The organism is Flavobacterium olei (assembly GCF_039749035.1).
Taxonomy (GTDB): domain Bacteria; phylum Bacteroidota; class Bacteroidia; order Flavobacteriales; family Flavobacteriaceae; genus Flavobacterium; species Flavobacterium olei.
This window is the reverse complement of record NZ_JBDKWC010000007.1, coordinates 88,894-111,475: the sequence shown is the minus strand read 5'-3', so window position 1 is coordinate 111,475 and position 22,582 is coordinate 88,894. Positions and strand designations below refer to the sequence as shown.

Genomic DNA, 22,582 nt, shown 5'->3' with positions numbered 1-22,582 from the left:
GGCTGTTTTTTTTAGCGGAAACGATAGTCGGATTTTTCATATATTCTATTTCCAAAAAAAGTTATATTTACAATCCCTAATCAAAATAAAAAATGAAATGAAGAAATTTAAAATGCTCTTAGCTGCATTTTTGTTGTGTATGACCACATACGCTGCAAAAGTAGACACTTTACAAATTGCCAGTACCGCTATGGGAAAAACCTATAAAGCGGCGGTAGTTTTACCAAATTCTTATTCCAAAAGCAAAACCACTTTTCCGGTAATGTATTTATTGCATGGAGCTTACGGACATTTTAGTGACTGGTTAAAAAATACTCCTAACAAAAAACTGGTTCAAAATCTGGCAGATCAATACAATTTAATTATTGTGATGCCCGAAGGAGAGACTTTTAGTTTTTATATTGATAGTCCTGTCAATAAAGAAAGTCAGTTTGAGACTTTTATTACGCAGGAAGTCATTCAGCAAGTAGATAAAAAATACCGAACGATTGCCAACAAGAACGGAAGAGTGATTACAGGACTTTCCATGGGTGGGCATGGAGCTTTGTATTTATCCGGCAGACATCCCGATTTATTTTGCGCAGCCGGAAGTATGAGCGGCGCCGTAGATATGGCAACAATGCTAAACAGGGATTCTTCTGCTCAGGTTGTAAAACTCATGCAGCCCGTTTTTGGAGATAAAAGCGGCAACACCGAATTATACGAACAGAATGCTGTTTTAGGAATGATCGATAAAATAAAAGCCAATAAGCTTCCTTTAATTATAGATTGTGGTGTAGACGATTTTTTAATTGAACCCAACAGAGAATTGCACAGAAGATTGGTTTATACAAAAGTAGATCATGATTATACAGAACGTCCCGGAGCACATACCTGGGAATATTGGGAAAATTCTTTGCCTTATCACGTATTATTTTTCAATAAAATACTGCTTAAAAATCAATTAGTTGGAAAGAAATAACGAGAAATAGTAACAAACAATTGGTGAAAAACTTTTTTTGGTTTGATTTTTGGAATATCTTTATAAGTATAAACCTTAAAAAAAATATGTTATGAAAAAGATACTTACACTATTCGCAGTTATTGGCTTAGTTGCATTTTCGAGCTGTGAAGGACCAGAAGGGCCTCCGGGACAGGATGGGCTAACTGGACAAGCATTTGAAATACTAAATAAAAATTTTGTATTTAATGCTAATGATGGATATAATATATCAGGAACTTTTGACAGTTGGATTGATGGAAATTTATTTGACGATGAAACGGTTTTAGTATATAGATTAAAAGGAACAATAGATGCCCAAACTCCAATTTGGCAATTAATTCCAACAACACTTTATTTTGATAATGGCGATGAAATAACGTATGATTATGACTTTAGCAAAGAAGATTTTAAAATTTATGTAGGAGGAAATTATAATCTTGCGGAAACTCCTGCCTATTTAAATAATCAAAGCTTTCGTGTTGTTATAATTCCATCTATATTAGCTTCAACAGTTAATAAAAATAATTATTTAGAGGTTATGAAAGCTGCTAAATTAGATGAAAGTAAAGTTCAAAAGATTAAATTCTAAATCATAAAAAACTACAATAAAAAAAGGAAATCGCGAGATTTCCTTTTTTTTTATACTTATATCAAAAGACTGCTTATTCCAAATCACTAGAATTATCATTCAATACTTTTTCTTCTCCAAACTTTAGGGAAACTAACACTCCAACAAGAAGGGATAATGCGATAAATCCTAAAGATGCCCACTCAGGAACCTGAATCCAGTCGTGTAAAAGCATTTTCAGTCCAACGAAAGCTAAGATCGCCACCAGACTGTATTCTAAATAACTGAATTTTGCCAGCATATTGGCCAGGAAGAAATACATAGAACGTAGACCCAGAATGGCAAAAATATTAGAACTGAAAACCAAAAACGGATCTTTTGTTATGGCTAAAATAGCGGGAACGCTGTCTACGGCAAAAAGTACGTCCATAACTTCAATTACTATTAAAGCAACAAATAAAGGCGTTGCAGCTTTTTTAGCAGTGGCAGTAGTGATGAAAAATTTCTCTCCATCCATTTCTGAAGTAATCGGCATTATTTTGCCCAGTGTTTTGTATACAAAAGAATCTTTTGGATGGAAATCTTCTTCTTCTCCTGAAAATAACATTTTGACTGCAGTAAAAATCAGGAAAATTCCAAATACATAAGTAGTCCATGTGAATTTGTTGATGAGCATCACACCGAAGAAAATCATAAGACCTCTAAAGACAATGGCGCCCAAAATTCCCCAAAATAAAACCCGATGCTGATATTTCTGCGGAATCTTAAAAGAAGCAAATACAATGGCAATAACAAAGATATTGTCGACACTTAATGAAAGTTCGATAAGGTAACCCGTTATAAACTTCATAGAAGCAACAGTAGGTTTTAGTTGATCCGGATTTGCAATGTAATCTGTAGTGTAAAGCCAGTAGATGACTCCGGAAAACAAGAATGACAAAGTAACCCAGATTAATGTCCATTTGCTGGCTTCTTTTGTACTAATGATATGCGGTGTTTTATTAAATACACCTAAATCTAAAGCAAGAATAAAAATTACAGCAAGTAAAAAGAGAGACCAGACTATCATAATTGAATTTTTTATTGATTTACAAAGATAGGTTTTGAAGTTTAACTTCAAAAATTAATTCTTAAAGAAACTCATTTAAATGTACTAATTTTCATTACAATGCTTTAACTCAAAAACTAAAATTATTATCTCTCGAATCTTAAGTTTTATTCTTTGTTATCTGTGTCGAAGTTAGAAAAACTGTAAAATAAAAAAAGTGCCGACAATAATGCCGGCACTTTCTGGTATAATGAATGCTTAAATTAGATCGCTGATTTAACAGTTTTGATAATTCTTGCAGCAATTTTGTATGGGTCTCCGTTTGAAGCTGGTCTTCTGTCTTCTAACCAACCTTTCCATCCTTTTTGAACTGTCATTAAAGGAATTCTGATTGAACATCCTCTGTCTGAAACTCCATAAGAGAAATCGTGGATAGAAGCAGTTTCATGTTTACCAGTTAAACGTTGGTCATTGTAAGCTCCATAAACCGCGATGTGCTCAGCAGTAACAGGACGGAAAGCCTCACAAATTCTTTCGTAAGTTGCCTGATCTCCACATGTTCTAAGAACTTCGTTAGAGAAGTTAGCGTGCATTCCTGAACCATTCCAATCTGTATCTCCTAATGGTTTAGGGTGGTATTCGATATAGTAACCATATTTCTCAGTCAAACGGTCTAATAAGTAACGGGCAACCCAGATTTCGTCTCCGGCTTTTTTCGCACCTTTAGCAAATAATTGGAATTCCCATTGTCCGCAGGCAACTTCCTGGTTGATTCCTTCAAAGTTGATTCCGGCAGCGATACATAAATCAGCATGCTCTTCAACTAATTTTCTTCCGTGTGTATTTTTTCCACCTACAGAACAGTAGTACATCCCTTGTGGAGCAGGGTATCCTCCAACAGGGAAACCAAGTGGAAGCTGAGTTTTAGTATCCATGATAAAATACTCTTGCTCGAAACCAAACCAAAAATCATCATTATCATCATCAATTGTAGCTCTACCGTTAGAAGGGTGTGGCGTTCCGTCAGCGTACATAACTTCAGACATAACTAACCATCCGTTGATACGTGTTGGATCCGGGTAGATCGCAACAGGTACTAAAAGACAGTCAGAAGAACCACCTTCAGCTTGTTTAGTTGACGAACCATCAAATGACCAGTTTCCAAGTTCCTCTAATGTTCCTTTGAAGTTTTCATGCTCTTCAACTTTAGTTTTACTTCTAAGATTTTGAGTTGGTTCATATCCATCTAACCAAATGTACTCTAACTTAATTTTAGCCATAATAATATAAATTAATTTTTTTGTTTTTTTTCGTTGGGTCAAATATAGATTTATTTTTTTAGTCCTAAAAATTAGGGGGCTATTTTGTTTCGGCAAGTATTATTTTTTAGATAAGCGCAATTTTTAGAGGGGTATATTTTTAAAAAAGCAATTTTTATAACCCTAAAAAAATAAATTCGTAATAATTACGGCACATTTTTGAATTTATGAGTTAAGAAATTATGAAAAAATGTTTATTTAATCAATATTACCGCACAGTTTTGTTATAAATCTTCGGAAAGAATTAATTATTCTTTGAAAAAAGCTTTATCTATTGCATAATTATGGACTTAAATTTGAAAATTTATATGAGAAACAGGTTCTTTTATTGTTTATATTTGTCGCTCATTTTTTAAATGAAAATTAGTACGAATTTAAAATTACATAACCATGTCAACATTACGTTTTCAAGCTTTACAAGAAGCTTCTAACAGAAAGCCGGTGCATTTTGAAGAAATTGGCCGAAAGTCAAATCTTTTCGGATCGAATGTATTTAATGAGAAGGCCATGAAGCAATATTTAACTTCAGATGCCTTTAAAGGAGTAAGAGATGCCATTCAGCACGGAACTAAAATCGACAGAAAGCTGGCAGATTATATCGCAATGGGAATGAAGGAATGGGCGTTGGCAAAAGGGGTTACACATTATACACATTGGTTTCAGCCTCTTACCGGGACAACCGCAGAAAAACACGATGCTTTTTTTGAAACTTCTTATGACGGAAGCGATCCTGTAGAAAAATTTGGAGGCGCACAATTAGTTCAACAAGAACCAGATGCATCCAGTTTTCCAAACGGGGGAATCAGAAATACATTTGAAGCAAGAGGGTATACCGCATGGGACCCCACTTCTCCTGCTTTTATATACGGCACAACGTTATGTATTCCAACAGTATTTATCGCTTACACCGGTGAAGCTTTAGATAATAAAATTCCGTTATTGAGAGCTTTATCTGCTATCGATGAGGCAGCAACAGAAGTTTGTAAATATTTTGATAAAAACGTAAAAAAAGTAACGGCCACTTTAGGATGGGAACAGGAATATTTCCTGATTGACAAAGCGCTGGCCAATTCCCGTCCGGATTTAATGATGACAGGAAGAACTTTATTAGGACATACGTCTGCTAAAGGTCAGCAATTAGACGATCATTATTTTGGATCTATTCCGACCCGAGCTCTTACATATATGAGAGACCTGGAGCAGGAATGTATGTTATTGGGAATCCCGGTAAAAACACGCCATAACGAAGTGGCGCCAAATCAGTTTGAGCTGGCTCCAATTTTTGAAGAAACCAATTTAGCGGTAGATCACAACTCGTTACTAATGGATGTAATGCAGCGAGTTGCAGAGCGTCATGATTTTAAAGTGTTATTTCACGAAAAACCATTTAAAGGAGTAAACGGGTCAGGAAAACATAATAACTGGTCATTGGCAACCGATACAGGAGTTAACTTATTGAGTCCGAGCAAAACGCCAATGAGTAATTTACAGTTTTTGACTTTCTTTATTAATACTATTAAAGCGGTAAACGATTACGAAACTTTACTTAGAGCTTCTATCGCCACCGCAAGTAATGATCACCGACTGGGAGCTAATGAAGCGCCGCCGGCTATTATTTCTGTTTTTATCGGAGCACAATTGTCTAAAGTATTGACAGAATTAGAAAGCGTGACAACCGGAAAATTATCTCCGGAGGAAAAAACAGATTTAAAATTAAACGTCGTTGGTAAAATTCCTGATGTATTATTAGATAATACAGACCGAAACAGAACGTCACCATTTGCATTTACTGGAAATAAATTTGAGTTTAGAGCGGTTGGGTCCAATTCAAACTGTTCAAACGCAATGACAACGCTAAATGCGATCGTGGCAAAACAATTAAAAGATTTTAAAAATGAAGTAGAAAACCTGATCGAGTCGAAAGACATGAAAAAGGATGATGCTATTTTTAATGTATTAAGAGAATATATCAAACAATCTAAAAAAATTCTTTTTGAAGGCGACGGTTACAGCGATGCCTGGGAAAAAGAAGCAGCAAAAAGGGGATTGAGCAACTTTAAAACCACTCCGGAAGCGATAAAAGCAAAAGTTTCGAAACAAGCACTGGATTTATTTGAAGAATTAGGGATTTTTAATCACGTCGAAGCCGAAGCACGTTACGAAATTGAATTGGAAGAATACACTAAAAAAATCCAGATTGAAGGAAGAGTTTTAGGAGATATTGCCAGAAATCATGTAATTCCGACTGCAATTCGCTACCAAAATACCTTAATTGAAAATGTAAAAGGTTTAAAAGAAATCTTCGGGAAAGAATTTGAAACCATTGCAAAAGAACAAATTACACTGATTAAAGAAATTTCAGGTCATATTGAAGGCATTAATTCTAAAGTTTTGGCGATGACCAACGAAAGAAAAAAAGCCAATCAGCTTACAGATGCTCAAAAAATGGCCGAGGTATATTGTAATAATGTAAAACCTTATTTTGACGAAATTCGTAACCATTGTGATAAATTAGAATTATTGGTTGATGACGAAAGCTGGACACTTACAAAATACAGAGAATTGTTATTTACTAAATAATATTTTTGGCTAAATAGTTTTTGCCACGAATAACGTTAATTTTACCGGATTATTGCTAAAAAATAAATCTTTTGATTTAGAAGATTTGTAAAAAGATAAATTCGTGTGAATTCGTGTTATTCGTGGCAAACTTTTTTTACCATCAAATATTTGAATAAGATAAAAAGGGATTATCTTTGCACCACATCAACACAAACTAATTTTCATGAGTTCAGATTCTAGCAAAAGGTACGCACAAAGAGGTGTTTCGGCATCAAAAGAAGACGTACACAACGCCATAAAAAACATCGACAAAGGTTTATTTCCACAGGCATTCTGTAAAATTGTTCCTGATTATTTAACTCAGGACAACGAGCATTGTTTGATTATGCACGCCGATGGTGCGGGTACCAAATCTTCTCTTGCTTATATGTACTGGAAAGAAACCGGCGATCTATCTGTATGGAAAGGAATTGCTCAGGATGCTTTAATCATGAATATTGATGACTTATTGTGTGTAGGTGCAACCGATAATATTTTGCTTTCTTCCACAATAGGAAGAAATAAAAACCTAATTCCCGCTGCAGTTATTTCAGCCATTATCAACGGAACAGAAGAATTAATTAATGAATTAAAATCTTTTGGGGTTACGATTCATTCAACTGGCGGAGAAACTGCCGATGTTGGCGATGTGGTTCGTACCATTATTGTAGATTCTACGGTAACCGCCAGAATGAAACGTTCTGATGTGGTAGACAACGCAAATATTAAAGCCGGTGATGTAATTGTAGGTCTGGCTTCTTTTGGACAGGCTTCTTACGAAAAAAGTTATAACGGAGGAATGGGAAGTAACGGACTTACTTCTGCACGTCATGATGTTTTTGGAAAATATCTGGCTAAAAAATATCCTGAAAGTTATGATGCCGCTGTTCCGGAAGAATTAATTTATTCGGGTCAGGTAAATTTAACCGATGAAGTGGAAAACAGTCCGATAAATGCAGGGCAATTGGTTCTTTCTCCAACAAGAACCTACGCGCCAATTATCAAGAAAATTTTGGATAAATATACGCCGGAAGAAATTCACGGAATGGTGCATTGCAGTGGTGGTGCGCAGACAAAAATCCTTCATTTTGTAAAAGATTTGCATGTAATAAAAGACAATTTATTTCCGGTTCCGCCATTGTTTAAATTGATTCAGGAACAATCCGAAACAGATTGGAAAGAAATGTATCAGGTTTTCAACTGCGGTCACAGAATGGAACTTTATGTTCCCGAAAATATTGCTCAGGATATTATTGAAATCTCAAAATCATTTAATGTTGAGGCACAAATCGTGGGTAGAGTAGAAGCTTCAGATTCTAAAAAGCTGACTATTACAAGTGAATACGGAACATTCAATTATTAAATAAATAATTAAAACCATATAAGTCATTTAAGTTGCATTTTTAAATGAACTTAAATGACTTATATGGTTTCAAAAACACACCAACTATGTACGAATTACTTTTTTGGAGATATTTAGACGAAATTTACCTTAATAATCAGGAAGTTTATGAAGCTCTGGTAGAAAAACAAGAAGTGGATGGTCTGGCTGCTCTTCAGACAGAAGTAATTCTAAACAGAATCAATTCTGTTTTCTCAGACTGGGAAAGAGTAGATGAAAATAGCTGGAAAAATCCAAAAGGTAAAGGAGCATTTCAGGTCATCACCACTCCACAAAGCATTAAAATTGACTGTTACGGAACAGAAGGTAAAACTATGAATAGATTGGTGGAAGTAATGGAAGAATTCAAACTTCCGCTTTACGATCCGCAAGTTCCCGAACGCTATGATGAAATGAATGATTAAATTAGATTATTAGTTTATAAGTATCGTTTACAATTCACATTTCACATTTCACAATTCACAATTCACCATTAAATCATTACCCGTCTTTTAAAAGCAAATTCTGTTCTTTTCGTAATTTAATTACCAATTGATCTGTATAAGTTTTAATTTTCTGAGGAAGAGAATTCCAGTTAGAATCTTTTTTAAAACTTCTGCAATCATCCAAATCGCATTCTACTGCACGGATCACATACTTTTTGTCTTTATAAACTGTGATTATTTTTACCCTGCGCACTTGATCATATTCCGTTCTCGTGCCATATACAATAACCGGGTCAATATATCCGTCTCCGTCAAGATCTTTAAAACTGCAATATTTGGTCCAGAACCAGATCGTAGTTTCCTTCGGAATATAATCTTCCAATAAATCATTAATAGTCCATTTTATACGAGATTGTCCATTTTCTATCGTGATAAAATTAGCCTGAATTTTAGTATTTAAAGTGTCCTCTTTAGAAATAACTTTTTGATTTTCGCATAAAATTATATTGCTTATCCCGTTTTTGTCTTTCAATTCATACGCCTTATAAATTGGAAATCCATTCGCATTTTCAATTTGTTTCTGCGCAATTTCTTGTTTGTTTAATTTTCTGCTTTCGGTTTTCTGAGAAAAAATTAGGGCAGAATAAAAAGAAAATAATAAAAAGAAGTAATTTTTCATGAAGGCTGGTATTTATTAATCAAAGATATTTAAAACCTTTTTTTGTAGTAATGTAATTTTATGTTTTTTAAAAACAGTTTTTGTTGTAATTTTCTACACTAATAAATATTCCAAAAACTAATAATGAATATGCTGCAGAAACCCGCTTTTATAATTGTATACTTATTTTTTACTCTTTCTTTTTCTATCCATACCAATGCACAGAAAAAAAATAATACTCTTAAAAATCTTGTCCAGTATGTAGATCCTATGATTGGAACGGCTAAGATGGGACATACTTATCCCGGCGCAACAGTTCCGTTTGGAAGTGTGCAGTTAAGTCCCGAAACCGATACAATTGCCTATAGTTTAAACGGAAAATATAACGGCGAAGTTTATAAATATTGCGCCGGTTATCAATACGAAGACAAAACAATTGTTGGTTTTAGCCACACACATTTTAGCGGTACCGGACATTCTGATTTGGGTGATTTCTTAATTATGCCCACAACTGGAAAACTTCAATTAAATCCCGGAGTAGCTTCAAAACCGGAATCAGGTTATCGTTCTGCTTTTTCGCATCAAACGGAAAAAGCCGAACCTGCTTATTATAGTGTCCTTCTGGAAGACCATAATATTAAAGCAGAATTGACGGCGACCACAAGAGTGGGAATGCACCAATATACTTTTCCAAAATCTAATGACGCGCATATTATTCTGGATCTGACTTCCGGAATTTACAATTATGATAAAAAGAATGTCTGGACATTTGTTCGCGTAGAAAACGACACTTTAATTACGGGATATCGTCAGACAAACGGCTGGGCGAGAACCAGAACGGTTTATTTTGCGATGTCTTTCAGTAAACCAATTAAAAGTTACGGACAGGCTGCGCTGGAAAAAAGTGTTTATCGAGGTTTTTGGGGAAGATTTGATCAGACTAAAAATTTCCCTGAAATGGCAGGGCAAAACCTAAAATTGTTCTTTGATTTTGATACAGCCGAAGGCGAAAAAATCAAAATAAAAATGGCTTTATCACCCGTAAGTTCTGCCGGTGCATTAGAGAACATGAAAAAAGAAATTCCAGGCTGGGATTTCGAAAAAGTAAAAAAGCAAAGTCAGGAAGTTTGGAACAGGGAACTGAATAAAATTCAGGTAGAAACGATTCAAAAAGAAGATTTAGTTAATTTCTACACGGCCATGTATCACGCTTTTTTAGGCCCGACAGAATATATGGATCTTGACGGAAATTATAAAGGATTGGATATGAATGTACACAAAGCCGAAAATTTTACCAATTATACCAGTTATTCGCTTTGGGATACTTACAGAGCTTTGCATCCGTTATTTAATATTGTACAGCCAAAACGAAATTCAGATATGGTCAGTTCAATGCTCGCGCATTCTGATCAGAGTGTACATAAAATGCTGCCAATCTGGTCGCATTATGCCAATGAAAACTGGTGTATGATTGGCTATCATTCCGTTTCTGTAGTTGCCGATGCAATCGTAAAAGGTAATACGAGTTTTGATTCTGAAAAAGCGCTTCAGGCTTGTGTAAATACGGCCAAAGTTCCTTATTATGATGGATTAGAATATTATATGAAAATGGGTTACGTTCCAGAAGACAAAAACGGGGCTTCGGTTTCTAAAACTTTAGAATACGCTTATGATGACTGGGCGATTGCGCAGGCGGCGAAGAAATTAGGAAAAACAGATATTTATAATGAATTTATCGAAAGATCTAAAAACTATAAAAACGTTTACGATGCTAAAACAGGTTTCATGCGTCCTAAATTAAATGACGGAACTTTTAAAAAAGAATTTGATCCATTAGATACACACGGACAAGGTTTTATTGAAGGAAATTCGTGGAATTATAGTTTATACGTCCCTCAGGATCCTGCTGAAATGATTAAACTGATGGGAGGAAATGAGAAATTTAAAGTTCGTTTAGATTCATTATTCAATATGCATCTTCCGGATAAATATTTTGAAAATACCGAAGATATTACCCGAGAAGGAATCATCGGGAATTATGTTCACGGAAATGAGCCTTCGCATCATGTGGTTTATTTATACAATTGGACCAATTCTCCATGGAAAGCACAGGATAAAATCAGAATGATCTTAAAAAAAATGTACCGCAACGGAGCTGATGGTTTAGGCGGAAATGACGATTTCGGACAAATGAGTGCCTGGTATATTTTTAGCAGTTTAGGTTTTTATCCTGTTGCCCCAGGTTCTGATGAATATGCATTAGGAAGTCCGTTGGTTAAAAATGCTGTTTTTAATTTGGAAAATGGTAAAAACTTTGAAGTTGAAACTGTAAATCAATCGGATAAAAATGTTTTTGTGAGTAAAGTGCTTTTGAATGGAAAGCAACTTTCTAAACCTTTCGTAAAACATTCTGATGTTATTAATGGAGGGAAAATTACTTTTTATATGACTGCGAAGCCTAATAAAAAGAATTACCAAAACTAAGTGAGTTTTTAGAATGGAAGAAATAATAATTGAAGAGGTAATGTTTTGGATGGATGGCGGAACTATAACTTTAAGAATGACGAAAGAAGAATCAATTTTATATGAAGTTGAATTTGTTCAAAAAATGTCGTTAGAAAAAGGAGAAAGAGATCCGGAAGATAAACTAATTCCTGGAAGTCTTTTGTTAAATAGGAAAGAAGTTGAAATTCGATCAAAATTAGAAAGAGAAATACTTTTAGAAATTAGAATAGCTAAATTTGGGATAAATATTGCAGAAAGGGAAAGAGATTATTTGAAAAAAATAATCTTGGAAGCTATAGATTTTGTTGAATCTGAAGATTACATAACAATTGCAAAAAAAGTAGGACGCATTAAATAATAATTATAGTAAAGATTGACAATTGATAAAGATGGTAAACTTTATTAATTTTAATGTTGTCACCCTGAGCGGAGTCGAAGGGCGCTCCAATTGGCACGTGGGCTTCTCCCGAAGTCTCGGGACGCTCAGCCTGACAATAAAAAAACAGAGAAAATTTGTGCAATTCGTGGCAAAACAAAAAAACTTCACGAAATTTGCGCTTCAAATAAAGAGACAAAAAATATGAAAATAAACTTAAAATCAGGAATTGATAAATTGCTTTTCGGAATGAAGCAAAACGATGTAACGACAGTATTAGGAAAGCCTGATAAAAATTATAAAGATGAAGATGATAATGTGATTTTTGTTTACAATGCATTGAAAGCAAGACTAACATTTTATGAGGAAGAAGATTTAAAATTTGGTTACGCCGTAGCTTCACATCAGGATCTGGAAGTTTTTGGCTTTAAACTGATTGGAAGAAAAATTGCTGATGTAAAAAAAGATTTAGCAACAAAAGGCATTACAAAATTCACTCAGGAAACATTTGATACTTTTGAGAATTATTTTAACGAAGACAACTGGTTTATTCTTCAGACAGAATTTGATGAAGTAGTAAAATTCGAAATCGGTGCGATAATCAATGATAAAGATGAATTTGACTGGAAGTTTCCTGTAAAGAAATAAGCGGTACAGATCAGTACTGAATTATCTGCTGTTTTAAAATACACAAAAGAAGATCAGACTTAGCGTCGTGAGACTTCAGGAGAACCTTCAACAATACGAATTTGACTATGACGTCAACTTTGCTCGGTCTGACAAGAATCACAAAAAAAACCGACAATCATTAAGATTGTCGGTTTTCTGTTTTTATAAAATTCTAAAAAGTAACTTATCCTTTTAACCATGCATTTTTGAGTTTTTCTTTTGAAGCATCGGTTGCTTTAAAAGTTTCACTCTGTTCGTATGGTAATTTTATTGTTCCTTTAATTGTTTCTTCTTTCGTACCACGTTTTACTTTCACCGTAATAGGATCATTTTCTTTCCAGTTTTCACTTTCGGTAATCAAATCGTAAATGTTGTCTAAAGAATAAGGTTTATTATTTACCGCTAAAATTTTATCTCCGCCTTTTAAGTTTAAATTTCTAAAGAATTCGTTTGGTTCAACATCAGAACGAACGGCAATTTCTTTGGTAGCTTTATCAATTGTGATAAAAGGTGTTTGTCCTTTAAGGAAAGGATTTCCGGCTTTCTTCTCAGAAGCTTTCGTAACACCCACTTTAGCTATATAAAAATCGTAAGGAATCGGAGTAGTACCGGCAACATATTTAGTTAAGAATTCACCTACTTCAGGATAAGTTAATGAAGTGATTTTTGCGAACAACTCATTATCATTAAAAGGTTTTTCAACACCATATTCTTCTGATAATTTATGCATTAAATCTAAGATACCTCTTTCTCCGTTGCTTTTTTCTCTAATAATGATATCGATACACATCCCAATTAAAGCTCCTTTTTGGTATACATTTAAGTATTGATCTTTATAGGGCTGCTCTAGTACATTTTTACTCATTACAGTAAACGACATGGTATCATTTAAACCCTTTGCCTGTTCGATTTTATCTGCAATACGAGTATAAAATTCTGCTTCATCAATTAACCCCTGATTGATTTGAAAAAGATTAGCAAAATATTCTGTTACTCCCTCATACATCCATAAATGTTCAGACATTTTTGGTGCATTGTAATCAAAAAACTGAATCTCTTTGGAGTGAATTGTTAACGGAGTCACAATATGAAAGAATTCGTGAGAAACTACGTCTTTCATAGATTCAACCAATTTTTCTTTTGGCATTGTCTCAGGTAAAACAACTGTTGTAGCTGTTGGATGTTCTAAAGCACCAAAACCGTGAGCGTCATCTTTTGCCATACTTGATAAATATAGTAATACCGTATATTTTTTAGTAGAATTTACTTTTCCTAAAAAGTTTTTCTGTGCCGTCATCATTGTTTTCATCTCCGGTGTAATACTTTCAGCAGTAAATTTTCCGGTAGGAGAGTACACTGCAATCAAAATATCCATTCCATTTACATTAAAAGTAGTGTAATCCGGTTTAGAATACATAATTGGATTCTCAACTAAGATAGCATAACGCGAAGTTTTAAACACATCCGAAGTATTGCTTGCATCTTCATCTGTCATAGAAGTTGCGCCCCAAAGTGTTTCAGGGTGCGTAACCGTAACTTTATATGGAACATCTAATTTATCCTGAAAATACCCTACAAAAGCGTGTGTATTCACCATAAAGTTTACACCTGCATTTATGTTACTTCCTGCCGGAGAAAAAACGTCATCATTACCAAATCCAGTTCCTTTTTCAGTATCAAAAGTATCGTTTACTAAATACGTAATCTTTTTTAAAGTTTTTGCGTTAGAGACAGACCATGAATTATCGTCTATTCTTTTTACTGTAAGGGCAGTACCTTTTGCATCAAATGCCTTGAAATCTTCAGCATATTTTCCGTAGTTATCTGTAGAATAAGTTCCGGGAACAGTTTTCGGAATACTGTAAACGATTTCATCTGTTTTGATAGCCGGTGGAGTGACTGTTACTAAGACTTTATCGTCTTTAACATCTGTTAGATTGATATTAACTTCTACTGTATTGCTTTTCGCGGCTCCGGTGCTACCGGTTTTACAGCTCCAAAAAGTTACCGCCAGAGCTAAGGTGTAAAGTATTTTTTTCATTTGTATATTTTTAATTATTGTATTTGTCACAAAAGGGACTGAAAAGTTACTAAAAAATCACATTTTATTTAAAGGTAAAAAAAAACTCCTGAAAAACAGGAGCTTTGGCTTAATCAAATTTATTTTTTATATAATATTTTCCATCCAGATCTTCGTCAAAATCATCTATTTTTACAGGCTTTGGTTTTGGTTTGTTTGCAACAGCCTTTTTTTTCCACATCTCAAATTTTTCAAGAGGCATTTTCTTTTTCATGATTTCCAAGACTTCTTTTTCTGCTAATCCAAATTCTTTTTTAATAATTTCGAATGGATTCCTTTCTTCCAACGCTAACGAAACAAGTTTTTCAGTTTGTTCCCAAGTTAATTCTTTGCGGTTACTCTTTTTCATCTCGTGAAAATTAATTCAAAATAGGGTTTTAATTATTAATAGATTGATTTTCAATTTCTGTATCAATATTAAAAAAAAAAATAATAAGTTGGTTGTGTAAACGGCACTTTTTTTAGGGATTTTAATAGTTTTTGAAAGATCGTGATTTTTGAAATGGAATTTTTAGCAGATTCTTCAATTCATTATTTTCTTCAGGCAGCCTATGAGTATCAACCCCATATATAAGCTGGTCTTTGGGCAAATAAGTAAAGGTGCCGAAAATTCTGTCCCAAACAGAGAAAATATTGCCATAATTACTATCTGTATAGGGCAAAATATAATGGTGATGCACTTTATGCATATTCGGAGAAACTATAAAATAGCTTAAAATACTGTCGAGCCTTTCGGGCAGCGAAATATTAGCGTGATTAAACTGCGAAGCAATAACCGATAAGGACTGATAAAGAAAAACCAACCACATTGGTGTTCCTATAAGTAAAACGCCTACGGTAGTAAAAATAAAACGAACAACACTTTCACCAGGATGATGTCGATTGGCTGTTGTAGTATCAATCCATGTATCTGTGTGATGAACCAGATGAAACTGCCACAGTACTTTGATCTTGTGTTCTGTAAAATGGGCGAGATAAGCGCCGATAAGATCTAAAAGAAGTAAGCCAATTATCGTATAGAGCCAGACCGGCATTTCTGGAAGCCATTGCAAAAGTCCAAAATCATTTTCGATTGTCCAGCCTGCTGTTCTGATTAATATGAAGGCTAAAATAAAATTAACGACAATCGTTGTAAATGTAAAGAAGAAATTTATACCGGCGTGAGGCCATTTCTTATATTGCATTTTAAATAATGGAAAACTGTTTTCTATAAGCCAGAAAATGGTAATTCCACCAACTAAAATCAGACTTCTGTGAGAAGAAGGAATGGTACTGAAGTAAGAAATTATTTCGTTCATAATAAAATACTTTAATTGGAAATGAGTTTTCTTTCGTCGTTATTCAAAAAAAAAGAGAAAATCAAATAGGAATTTGATTTTCTCTTAAAAGTAATAATTAAACGGTTATCTTATTAAGATTTTTTGATAAGGCTAATAAGAAATAATAAAAGCCATGCACCACCTGCAGCGATAATAATTTGCCACAGCAGTCCGCCTCCGCCAATACCAAGTTGTCCGGCAAGCCATCCGCCAAAGAATCCTCCGATAATACCAACGATGATATTTCCGATAAGACCAAATCCGCCGCCTTTCCATAGTTGTCCGGCCAGCCAGCCTGAAATTGCTCCTATCAGTAAGAAATATATAAATGCCATTATATTTAAATTTTTAAATGATTATGTAATTTGTTTGGGAAATGTAAGTTATGCTTCCGCATGATTTTGCAATAACGTCTTGTAGATAAATCCTGCTGTTACAGCACCCAAAATAGGAGCGGCCCAGAACAGCCAAACCTGAGAAAGGGGTTCTCCAAGTGTAAATACTGCCTGAGAAAGTGATCTTGCAGGATTTACAGATGTGTTGGTAATCGGAATACTAATTAAATGTATCAGTGTTAAAGCCAGACCAATTGCTACTCCGCAGAATGGTGTGCTGGCAAATTTATCTGTTGCTCCTAAAATAATCAATAAGAAAAATAAGGTCAGTACAAATTCAGCTATAAAGCATGACATCATTGAGTATCCGTCTGGAGAAAAGGCTCCAAAACCATTTGTAGCAAATGCGCCAGCTCTGGTATTATCGATTACAAACCCTGCTTTTCCGGAGGCAATTGTATATAGTGTTCCGGCAGCGGCAATAGCTCCGATGCATTGTGCCACTATGTAAGGCAAAAGATCTTTTGCAGGAAATCTTCCGCCAGCCCATAAACCAACAGAAACAGCCGGATTAAAATGTCCGCCCGAAATGTGCCCAACAGCGTACGCCATTGTAAGAACTGTTAAACCAAAGGCCAATGCGACACCCGCAAATCCAATTCCTAACTCAGGGAATCCCGCCGCAAATAGCGCACTACCGCAACCGCCAAATACAAGCCAGTAAGTTCCGAAGAACTCAGCAAATAATTTTTTCATAAATAAAACAATTTAAATGGTTAATGTTAGAATGTATATTGGTAAGCCCAATAAATTAAAACAATTTGTAAGGGCAAACGTACAAATAAAATCCATCTTGGTAAACCAAAACCTGCTTTTTTATTTTGAAACATGAATAAATTTGCAGGAAATACAGCAATAAGCAGTGCTATAATTCCCCAGGCGGCGAAGTGAGTAGTCAAAGGCAGGATGAGCAAAATGCCAAAAATAACTTCGGCAATTCCGCTTAACATATTAATTAACTTCGGATTTGTAAAAAAAGGAGGAATGATCCTCATATACATTCCCGGTTTTCTAAAATGATTGAATCCGGCAAGAATATAAAGCAAAGCCATTAAATATAAATGCCAGGGTAATGTCATGATATAAAGTTTATTCTAACGAAATTAGAAAAAAAATAGCAGATACAGCGTTGCTGTAATACTTTTTTTACTTATTAAAGATTCTTTTTGGATTTGAAATTTACATTCATAATAATAATAGCCAGGATGATTAATACTATTCCAATCCATTGGGAAAGGATTACTTCTTCATTTAATAGAAAATAAGCCATCATCACGGAAACCGGTAATTCAAGTGCAGAAACTATACTTCCGAGTCCGATACCGGTTAACGGAAAGCCTGCAGTCATTAACAAAGGCGGAATAATAGTACCAAATAAAGCTAAAACAAGTCCCCATTTTAAGAAAATATCAAGATTGAAAGACGTTACCTGAGTTGCAAAAGCAAAAGAAAAAACGATAATAGCACCACCCAAAAGCATATAGAGACTTCTCTGTGCGGATGAAATTTCGGTTGCAACACTATTTGCGGTAAACATAGTGGTTGTAAAAGATGCTGCAGCCAGCATTCCCCATAGCAAACCTCTCCAGTCCAGCTGTATGTCATTATTGATGATATTTGTGGCCAGCACAGTTCCAAAAAGAACAATTAAAACCGCAATCACTTTCTGTTTGGAAGGTAGTTTTTTTTCTAAAAACATTTCAAGTAAAACGCCCATCCAAACGGTTTGCATAAGTAAAACAATACCAATTGAAACCGGAATATATTTTACAGCCAGATAATAAAATAAGCTGGTCATACCTAATGAAGTTCCGGCAAGCATTAAGTTAAAAATGTTTTTTGGAGTTGCTTTTCTCTCTGCTTTATTTTTATTCCTTATTTTCTGAAAAAGATTGATAAGCAATATTCCGATAATTCCGTAAATAAATTGTGATGTCGTAACTTCTGCGGTAGTATATCCTTCGGTGTATGCTATTTTTACAAAGGTTGCGAGCATACCGTAAGTTGTAGCTCCAAGAGCAACAAGAAAAACACCTTTAAGAACATTATTTTGCGACGTCATAATTATTAATTTTAAAAAATTTAAGCCGGCAAAGGTAAGTTATTTTATTTAAGATTTCATGGTACTATGTTGAGAATAGTGATTTAATAGCAATAAAATTAAATTTTAAAGTGCTGAATTGTGAATTGTGTAAAAAAAAGAAAACCATCAAAAAATGAATTTTGATGGTTTTATATAATCAGAATAGTTCTGTTTAAATTATTTAGGCTGATTTTGATACGTTTCAATTTCAAAAACCAAAGTAGAATTAGGAGGAATTACACCGCCTGCACCTTTTTCCCCATACGCCAGATTGGAAGGCAAAAAGAAAATGGCTTTTTCTCCGTCTGTCATCATATCAAGAGCTTCGATAAAACCGGGAATCATGCCGTCCTTTTTTCCAACTGTAAAAGGAAAAGCTTTATATCCTCCTTGTGCATCTCTGTTGGCATCATATTTTCCATACGCTTTTGCTACCTGAGACATACTGCTGTCAAATAAGTTTCCGTCCTCAAAATACCCTGCATAGTGAAAGTAAATAGTAGAGCCGTCGGCACCTTTAACACCGGTACCTTTTTGAGTAATAACATATTTTAAACCAGAAGCTGTCGTGGTTGCTTTTGCTTTAGTAGCAGCAAAATAAGCAGCTTTAGCAGAGACTACTTTTTGAGATTCTTCTTTTTGCAATTCTCCTTTTTTCATTTCATTACTAAAAACTTTTACAGCATCAAACTTTTTAGCTGCAGCGCCTTTACGTGTAATCGTAATTTTGGTCATGATATCGTCCTGAACAATTTTATTTACATTGTCCATACCAGAAACTACATGTCCAAAAATGGTATGTTTTCCGTTTAGCCAGGGCGTTTCTTTATGTGTAATGAAAAACTGACTTCCATTTGTTGCCGGACCGGAATTTGCCATGGCAAGAACACCTCCTTTTTCAAATTTCAATTCCGAAACAAATTCATCTTTAAATGAGTACCCGGGATCTCCTGCTCCGGTTCCCTGAGGATCTCCACCCTGAATCATGAAGTCATTAATTACTCTGTGAAATTTTAAACCGTCATAAAATGGTTTTCCTTTTAAACGTTCCACTTTTACAAAAGGATTTTTTCCTTCTGCCAGAGTAATAAAGTTAGCAACGGTTACAGGTGCTTTAACGTATTCTAATGAGACAACAATATCTCCTTTTGAAGTAGAAATTGTAGCAAAAATTCCTTCGGTATTATTCGGTTTTGCAACTGGTTTTGCAGTTGTTGTCGTTTTTGCCTTAGCTGCAGGTTTTGCTGCAGGTTTTTTAGTCTGAGCCTGAATATTAACTATTGCTAAGCAAAATAAAAATAGAAATTTAAACTTCATTGATTTTAAATTTAAGTCTTTGATAAACTATTTATGGTTTTTCTGTAATTTGAATTTCAAAAATAATATTAGCATTTGGCGGAATTACACCTCCGGCACCCGTTGCGCCGTATGCTAAGTGTGACGGAATAAAAAGCACTGCTTTTTCTCCCAGTGATAACTGCTCAACTCCTTCGATAAATCCGGGAATTAAACCGTCTTTTTTGCCTGCTTTAAATTCAATCGGCTGGTATGCTTTTGCTTCTGCACGGGCAGCATCAAACTTTCCAAATTGTTTAGCAACATCTTCAATACTAGTGTCAAATAAAGTACCATCTTCAAGGAAACCAGCATAATGAATATAAATCATACTTCCTGATGCAGGTTTTTTGCCACTTCCTTTTTCGGTAATTACGTATTCTAATCCACTTGTTGTTTTAATAGCTTTTGATTTTAAAGCCGCATACGATGCTACTTTTTCTTTTTGGACTTCAGCAGCTTTACTTTGTTCTTTTGCAATGTCTGCAAAATAATCATGGAAAACTTTTACAGCGTCAAATTTTTTAGCTGCTTCACCATTTCTGATGATAGTTACAGTTACGATATTGTCTCCCTGAACTACTTTGTTTACCACTTCCTGTGTCTTTGTATCGACTACGTGACCAAAAATAGTGTGTTTATTATTTAACCACGGAGTTTCAACATGCGTAATAAAAAATTGGCTGCTGTTTGTGCCAGGGCCGTTGTTTGCCATTGCTAAAACGCCTGCTTTGTCAAATTTTAAATCCGAAAATTCATCTTTAAATTTATAGCCGGTATCTCCTGAACCTGTTCCTAATGGATCACCACTTTGAATCATGAAATTTTCAATAACTCTGTGAAATTTTAAACCATCAAAGAAAGGTTTCTTTTTTAAGCTTTCATTGGTAACAAACTCATTTTTACCTTCTGCGAGCGTCACAAAGTTTGCCACTGTGATAGGCGCTTTTTTATAGTCAAGTTCTACAATAATGTGGCCTTTGTTGGTTTCAATATCGGCATATAAACCATCAGGCAGATTACTGTGATCGTCTTTACAGGAATAAAATGAGCTTACGGCCAATAGTAATAATAAGATAATCTTTTTCATTTTAAAATGTTGATTTTTATTGTGTTAATGTGTCTTTTTTGGGAGTTACTGCTGGTTTTGAAACTGCTGGTTTTGGCGTGACAGTTTGAGGAGCTTTTGCGGCTGGAGCAGCAGTCTGCGCTTCCGGATCCGGAATAAAATTTCTAAGCGTTACTGTAACGATTAAAGATTCGTTTGGACCAATTTTTTTGTTGTCTCCGTGATAACCGTAAGCCATGTGGGATGGAAATAAAAACGTAATAGTTTCATTTTTATGCATCCTTTTGATTCCGTCTCTTAGACCCATCATGATGTCCTGCTTATCTACATAATAAGTTTGCGGTCCCAAATCAGAATCAGAATAGATTATGTTACCCTTGATATCTTTCATTTCAAGATTAAAATAAGCGATATCTCCTTTTCTTGGTGTTGCGGTTTCGGCCTCATTCTTTTCTTCATAATTAAACCAATAGCCTTTTGGGGTAGCATAATATTTTACTTTTGGATTGCTCTGAATGATTTTTTTTATGACATCTTCTTCATTTGCCACTAATTTTTTATTTCTGTCAGCCGATTTTTTCATAAATGTTCCGGAAGCAGTTGAGATAGGTCTTCTGGCTTCTTCATGATGCTTGCAGCTGATGAGTAAAACAGCAAAAAGCAAACTATAAATGCTAAGTTTCAGGTAATTCATGATTTGGACTATAATTTTAGTTTTGTTACTAAATCTTCAAATTTCTTAACTGTTTCTTCCATTGAGGCATCAGATCTTCCGCCGGCAGCGTTACTGTGACCGCCTCCGTTAAAATGATCGCGTGCAAACTGGTTGACATCAAAACCGCCTTGTGAACGAAATGAAATCTTGATTATTTTCTCTTCCTTATTTTCAATAAAAATAGCAGTAAAAACGATATCTTTAATACTTAAGCCATAATTAACAATTCCTTCTGTGTCACCTTTAACATACTGGAAAGAATCTAATTCCTCCTGAGTAAGGGTGGTGTATGAAGTATTATGTTCTTCAAAAACTTTCATGTTTTGCAGAGCACGACCCAATAACTGTAATCTGCTGTACGAACTATTGTCAAATAGTAAAACCGGAATTTGGGTATTTTCAACTCCCAAATCAATTAATTCGGCTATGATTCTATGTGTATTTCCTGTTGTTCCCGGAAAACGAAATGAACCTGAATCGGTTAATATTCCAGTATAGATACAAGTCGCAATAGTTTTATCCAGATCTTCTCTTTTGTTTAAAAAATCTATGAAGTTGTAAATCATTTCACAAGTAGATCCAAATGCCGTGTCAGAATACATATAAGTGGCATAATCATCGGGTTTTTGATGATGATCGATCATGATAAATGTTGCCGATAACTTCTTTAATGTATGTTCCATTTCACCTGTACGATGAAAGGCATTAAAATCCAGTGTAAAAACGATTTCTGCTTCTTCTAGAATTCTGGTGCAGTTTTCGGTATCTTTTTCAAATATTTTTACTGTTTCAGATCCCGGAAGCCAAGCTAGAAAGTTTGGAAAATCATTTGGAGCAATAACTGTCGCCTGATGATTATTTTTTATTAAAAAGTGGTATAAAGCTAATGTAGAGCCCATTGCATCGCCATCTGGTCCTCTGTGAGGAATGATTGCAATTTTCTTTGGGGTAGCGAGTAATAATTGAACCGCCTGAATATCTTGTATTTTCATAGTTTGCGAATTTACATTTTTTTAATGTAATGCTGAAATAA

General features: G+C 34.7%; 22 protein-coding genes. 8 read left to right on the top strand and 14 right to left on the bottom strand.

What is annotated here, in order from left to right; all coding sequences use genetic code 11:
- Nucleotides 1-97 precede the first annotated feature (97 nt).
- Nucleotides 98-961: an alpha/beta hydrolase gene (locus tag ABEB31_RS18410; RefSeq protein WP_347053124.1), complete on the top strand. Its 864-nt coding sequence runs from the start codon at nt 98-100 to the stop codon at nt 959-961.
- Between the two features lie 91 nt (nt 962-1,052).
- Complete coding sequence (locus tag ABEB31_RS18405; protein ID WP_347053123.1) at nt 1,053-1,571, top strand: hypothetical protein; 519 nt, start codon at nt 1,053-1,055, stop codon at nt 1,569-1,571.
- Between the two features lie 73 nt (nt 1,572-1,644).
- Here ABEB31_RS18405 and ABEB31_RS18400 read toward each other — a convergent pair whose 3' ends face one another.
- Nucleotides 1,645-2,619, bottom strand: coding sequence for a TerC family protein (locus ABEB31_RS18400; RefSeq protein ID WP_347053122.1), 975 nt, complete (start codon nt 2,617-2,619; stop codon nt 1,645-1,647).
- A gap of 242 nt (nt 2,620-2,861) precedes the next feature.
- Nucleotides 2,862-3,878: a glutamine synthetase beta-grasp domain-containing protein gene (locus tag ABEB31_RS18395; protein WP_347053121.1), complete on the bottom strand. Its 1,017-nt coding sequence runs from the start codon at nt 3,876-3,878 to the stop codon at nt 2,862-2,864.
- A 429-nt stretch (nt 3,879-4,307) separates the two neighbouring features.
- Here ABEB31_RS18395 and ABEB31_RS18390 point away from each other — a divergent pair, with 429 nt between their 5' ends.
- The 3 genes from ABEB31_RS18390 (at nt 4,308) to ABEB31_RS18380 (ending at nt 8,324) form a co-directional block, all read left to right on the top strand.
- The gene (locus ABEB31_RS18390; RefSeq protein WP_347053120.1) at nt 4,308-6,497 is read left to right on the top strand and encodes a glutamine synthetase III family protein; all 2,190 of its coding nucleotides are present in this window, start codon (nt 4,308-4,310) and stop codon (nt 6,495-6,497) included.
- A 205-nt stretch (nt 6,498-6,702) separates the two neighbouring features.
- On the top strand, nt 6,703-7,881 hold the full coding sequence (locus ABEB31_RS18385) for an AIR synthase related protein (RefSeq protein WP_347053119.1): 1,179 nt from the start codon (nt 6,703-6,705) through the stop codon (nt 7,879-7,881).
- Between the two features lie 86 nt (nt 7,882-7,967).
- Nucleotides 7,968-8,324: a hypothetical protein gene (locus ABEB31_RS18380; protein WP_347053118.1), complete on the top strand. Its 357-nt coding sequence runs from the start codon at nt 7,968-7,970 to the stop codon at nt 8,322-8,324.
- 76 nt (nt 8,325-8,400) lie between these two features.
- Here the strand turns inward: ABEB31_RS18380 and ABEB31_RS18375 are convergent, their stop codons facing one another.
- Nucleotides 8,401-9,024, bottom strand: a complete 624-nt coding sequence (locus tag ABEB31_RS18375) for a M949_RS01915 family surface polysaccharide biosynthesis protein (RefSeq protein ID WP_347053117.1) — start codon at nt 9,022-9,024, stop codon at nt 8,401-8,403.
- Nucleotides 9,025-9,153: 129 nt separating this feature from the next.
- On the opposite strand from ABEB31_RS18375, the gene ABEB31_RS18370 reads away from it, so the two are divergent.
- The 3 genes from ABEB31_RS18370 (at nt 9,154) to ABEB31_RS18360 (ending at nt 12,532) form a co-directional block, all read left to right on the top strand.
- Nucleotides 9,154-11,487 (top strand): GH92 family glycosyl hydrolase, encoded by a 2,334-nt coding sequence (locus ABEB31_RS18370; protein WP_347053116.1) that lies wholly within the window; start codon nt 9,154-9,156, stop codon nt 11,485-11,487.
- A gap of 13 nt (nt 11,488-11,500) precedes the next feature.
- Nucleotides 11,501-11,866: a hypothetical protein gene (locus tag ABEB31_RS18365; protein WP_347053115.1), complete on the top strand. Its 366-nt coding sequence runs from the start codon at nt 11,501-11,503 to the stop codon at nt 11,864-11,866.
- Nucleotides 11,867-12,088: 222 nt separating this feature from the next.
- The gene (locus tag ABEB31_RS18360; protein ID WP_347053114.1) at nt 12,089-12,532 is read left to right on the top strand and encodes a hypothetical protein; all 444 of its coding nucleotides are present in this window, start codon (nt 12,089-12,091) and stop codon (nt 12,530-12,532) included.
- Between the two features lie 205 nt (nt 12,533-12,737).
- Here the strand turns inward: ABEB31_RS18360 and ABEB31_RS18355 are convergent, their stop codons facing one another.
- The 11 genes from ABEB31_RS18355 to ABEB31_RS18305 form a co-directional block, all read right to left on the bottom strand.
- Entirely contained in the window at nt 12,738-14,594 is a 1,857-nt protein-coding gene (locus ABEB31_RS18355; RefSeq protein ID WP_347053113.1) for a M61 family metallopeptidase, read from the bottom strand.
- Nucleotides 14,595-14,703: 109 nt separating this feature from the next.
- Nucleotides 14,704-14,982, bottom strand: a complete 279-nt coding sequence (locus tag ABEB31_RS18350) for a DUF2805 domain-containing protein (RefSeq protein ID WP_347053112.1) — start codon at nt 14,980-14,982, stop codon at nt 14,704-14,706.
- A 121-nt stretch (nt 14,983-15,103) separates the two neighbouring features.
- Nucleotides 15,104-15,931: a sterol desaturase family protein gene (locus ABEB31_RS18345; protein ID WP_347053111.1), complete on the bottom strand. Its 828-nt coding sequence runs from the start codon at nt 15,929-15,931 to the stop codon at nt 15,104-15,106.
- Nucleotides 15,932-16,044: 113 nt separating this feature from the next.
- Nucleotides 16,045-16,287: a GlsB/YeaQ/YmgE family stress response membrane protein gene (locus tag ABEB31_RS18340; protein WP_347053110.1), complete on the bottom strand. Its 243-nt coding sequence runs from the start codon at nt 16,285-16,287 to the stop codon at nt 16,045-16,047.
- 48 nt (nt 16,288-16,335) lie between these two features.
- A complete protein-coding gene (gene aqpZ / locus ABEB31_RS18335) occupies nt 16,336-17,043 on the bottom strand; it encodes an aquaporin Z (protein WP_347053109.1) in 708 nt (235 codons plus the stop codon).
- A gap of 26 nt (nt 17,044-17,069) precedes the next feature.
- A complete protein-coding gene (locus ABEB31_RS18330) occupies nt 17,070-17,426 on the bottom strand; it encodes a DoxX family protein (RefSeq protein ID WP_347053108.1) in 357 nt (118 codons plus the stop codon).
- A gap of 74 nt (nt 17,427-17,500) precedes the next feature.
- Nucleotides 17,501-18,409 carry an EamA family transporter gene (locus ABEB31_RS18325; RefSeq protein ID WP_347053107.1) on the bottom strand — a complete coding sequence of 303 codons (909 nt, stop codon included), beginning with the start codon at nt 18,407-18,409 and terminating at the stop codon, nt 17,501-17,503.
- A 198-nt stretch (nt 18,410-18,607) separates the two neighbouring features.
- Nucleotides 18,608-19,747, bottom strand: coding sequence for a peptidylprolyl isomerase (locus tag ABEB31_RS18320; protein ID WP_347053106.1), 1,140 nt, complete (start codon nt 19,745-19,747; stop codon nt 18,608-18,610).
- Between the two features lie 31 nt (nt 19,748-19,778).
- Nucleotides 19,779-20,855 (bottom strand): peptidylprolyl isomerase, encoded by a 1,077-nt coding sequence (locus ABEB31_RS18315; protein ID WP_347053105.1) that lies wholly within the window; start codon nt 20,853-20,855, stop codon nt 19,779-19,781.
- A gap of 16 nt (nt 20,856-20,871) precedes the next feature.
- Entirely contained in the window at nt 20,872-21,528 is a 657-nt protein-coding gene (gene gldI, locus ABEB31_RS18310; protein WP_347053104.1) for a gliding motility-associated peptidyl-prolyl isomerase GldI, read from the bottom strand.
- Nucleotides 21,529-21,536: 8 nt separating this feature from the next.
- The gene (locus tag ABEB31_RS18305) at nt 21,537-22,541 is read right to left on the bottom strand and encodes a DHH family phosphoesterase (RefSeq protein ID WP_347053103.1); all 1,005 of its coding nucleotides are present in this window, start codon (nt 22,539-22,541) and stop codon (nt 21,537-21,539) included.
- Between the last annotated feature and the right edge of the window lie 41 nt (nt 22,542-22,582).

Coding starts and splice junctions, on each gene's coding strand:
- ABEB31_RS18405 (WP_347053123.1), top strand. CDS start 1,053: ATGAAAAAGATACTTACACTATTCGCAGTTATTGGCTTAGTTGCATTT.
- ABEB31_RS18340 (WP_347053110.1), bottom strand. CDS start 16,287: ATGGCATTTATATATTTCTTACTGATAGGAGCAATTTCAGGCTGGCTG.
- ABEB31_RS18320 (WP_347053106.1), bottom strand. CDS start 19,747: ATGAAGTTTAAATTTCTATTTTTATTTTGCTTAGCAATAGTTAATATT.
- ABEB31_RS18395 (WP_347053121.1), bottom strand. CDS start 3,878: ATGGCTAAAATTAAGTTAGAGTACATTTGGTTAGATGGATATGAACCA.
- ABEB31_RS18360 (WP_347053114.1), top strand. CDS start 12,089: ATGAAAATAAACTTAAAATCAGGAATTGATAAATTGCTTTTCGGAATG.
- ABEB31_RS18385 (WP_347053119.1), top strand. CDS start 6,703: ATGAGTTCAGATTCTAGCAAAAGGTACGCACAAAGAGGTGTTTCGGCA.
- ABEB31_RS18305 (WP_347053103.1), bottom strand. CDS start 22,541: ATGAAAATACAAGATATTCAGGCGGTTCAATTATTACTCGCTACCCCA.
- ABEB31_RS18370 (WP_347053116.1), top strand. CDS start 9,154: ATGCTGCAGAAACCCGCTTTTATAATTGTATACTTATTTTTTACTCTT.
- ABEB31_RS18375 (WP_347053117.1), bottom strand. CDS start 9,024: ATGAAAAATTACTTCTTTTTATTATTTTCTTTTTATTCTGCCCTAATT.
- ABEB31_RS18345 (WP_347053111.1), bottom strand. CDS start 15,931: ATGAACGAAATAATTTCTTACTTCAGTACCATTCCTTCTTCTCACAGA.
- ABEB31_RS18400 (WP_347053122.1), bottom strand. CDS start 2,619: ATGATAGTCTGGTCTCTCTTTTTACTTGCTGTAATTTTTATTCTTGCT.
- gldI (WP_347053104.1), bottom strand. CDS start 21,528: ATGAATTACCTGAAACTTAGCATTTATAGTTTGCTTTTTGCTGTTTTA.
- aqpZ (WP_347053109.1), bottom strand. CDS start 17,043: ATGAAAAAATTATTTGCTGAGTTCTTCGGAACTTACTGGCTTGTATTT.
- ABEB31_RS18325 (WP_347053107.1), bottom strand. CDS start 18,409: ATGACGTCGCAAAATAATGTTCTTAAAGGTGTTTTTCTTGTTGCTCTT.
- ABEB31_RS18330 (WP_347053108.1), bottom strand. CDS start 17,426: ATGACATTACCCTGGCATTTATATTTAATGGCTTTGCTTTATATTCTT.
- ABEB31_RS18365 (WP_347053115.1), top strand. CDS start 11,501: ATGGAAGAAATAATAATTGAAGAGGTAATGTTTTGGATGGATGGCGGA.
- ABEB31_RS18315 (WP_347053105.1), bottom strand. CDS start 20,855: ATGAAAAAGATTATCTTATTATTACTATTGGCCGTAAGCTCATTTTAT.
- ABEB31_RS18355 (WP_347053113.1), bottom strand. CDS start 14,594: ATGAAAAAAATACTTTACACCTTAGCTCTGGCGGTAACTTTTTGGAGC.
- ABEB31_RS18410 (WP_347053124.1), top strand. CDS start 98: ATGAAGAAATTTAAAATGCTCTTAGCTGCATTTTTGTTGTGTATGACC.
- ABEB31_RS18380 (WP_347053118.1), top strand. CDS start 7,968: ATGTACGAATTACTTTTTTGGAGATATTTAGACGAAATTTACCTTAAT.
- ABEB31_RS18390 (WP_347053120.1), top strand. CDS start 4,308: ATGTCAACATTACGTTTTCAAGCTTTACAAGAAGCTTCTAACAGAAAG.
- ABEB31_RS18350 (WP_347053112.1), bottom strand. CDS start 14,982: ATGAAAAAGAGTAACCGCAAAGAATTAACTTGGGAACAAACTGAAAAA.